Below are 1,180 nucleotides of genomic sequence, written 5' to 3' on the forward strand. Positions count from 1 at the left end.
CTCTGTACACGACAAAAATAGATAACTCATTGAAATAATGTCACAATAATTGTTTTCTAACGACGAATACTATGACACATCTCAATGAGTTATATCTTATCTTAAACAAATCTCTAAAATGGAACAAGTCACATTTAAAGTGCTTTGCGCTCATCATGCTTGTGATTATTTTAAAGCAAACATGTAATCTTTCTTCTGCATCTAAAGCCTTGCCCATCAAGTGTTTACCACAATCATTTTATCGACGTATGCAGCGCTTCTTTGCAGGTCAGTATTTTGATTATCGTCAAATTTCTCAGTTGATTTTCAATATGTTTTCATTCGACCAAGTGCAACTGACTTTAGATAGAACCAATTGGAAATGGGGAAAACGAAATATTAATATCCTGATGCTCGCAATCGTTTATCGTGGAATAGCGATACCTATCCTTTGGACATTGCTTAATAAACGTGGAAATTCAGATACGAAAGAGCGTATTGCTTTGATTCAACGCTTTATAGCCATTTTTGGTAAAGACCGTATTGTGAATGTGTTCGCAGACAGAGAGTTTATCGGTGAGCAGTGGTTTACATGGTTAATTGAACAAGACATCAACTTCTGCATTCGTGTTAAAAAAACTTCATTGTCACCAATCATTTAGGAAAGAATCATAAAATTAGTGATTTATTTCGCCATCTTAAAGTTGGTCAAATTGAATGTCGTAAACGACGGATTTTGGTTGGTCGGGTGAAACTATATATAAGTGCACTACAGTTAGAAAATGGAGAGCTTTTACTCGTCGTTTCTCCTCAGTTTAATGCCAATGCTATTCAGGATTATGCATTACGCTGGGAAATTGAAACCTTATTCAGTTGTCTCAAAGGACGCGGGTTTAATCTTGAAAATACGCGCTTGACAGACCCTAGACGAGTGAAAAAATTGATTGCGGTGTTAGCTATAAGCTTCTGTTGGTGTTACTTAACGGGTGAATGGCAACATAATCAAAAAAAAGCGATAAAAATAAAGAAGCATGGACGACTCTCAATGAGTTTATTTCGCTATGGTTTAGACTATGTTCAAATGGCGATTCAGCGTTTAATTGGTTTTGGGAAAAAAGAAGAGTTTAAGGAAATTTTGGCAATTTTAAGAAAGCAGAATCCTGATAGGATAAGGGTTCTGTGAAATTTGTCGTGTACAGAG

Annotated in this window: 1 protein-coding gene; it reads left to right on the forward strand. The window is 35.8% G+C overall.

Features of this window, described 5'->3' with window-relative positions:
* The first annotated feature begins 71 nt into the window (after positions 1-71).
* Positions 72-1,162, forward strand: a protein-coding gene (locus FTV29_RS14990) for an IS4-like element ISAba1 family transposase (RefSeq protein WP_085940648.1) whose coding sequence is annotated in 2 segments (ribosomal slippage) — positions 72-612 and positions 612-1,162 — 1,092 coding nt in all. Because the reading frame shifts where the segments join, the coding sequence is not laid out codon by codon here.
* Positions 1,163-1,180 lie beyond the last annotated feature (18 nt).

The organism is Acinetobacter sp. YH12254 (genome assembly GCF_013417415.1).
GTDB lineage: Bacteria > Pseudomonadota > Gammaproteobacteria > Pseudomonadales > Moraxellaceae > Acinetobacter > Acinetobacter pseudolwoffii.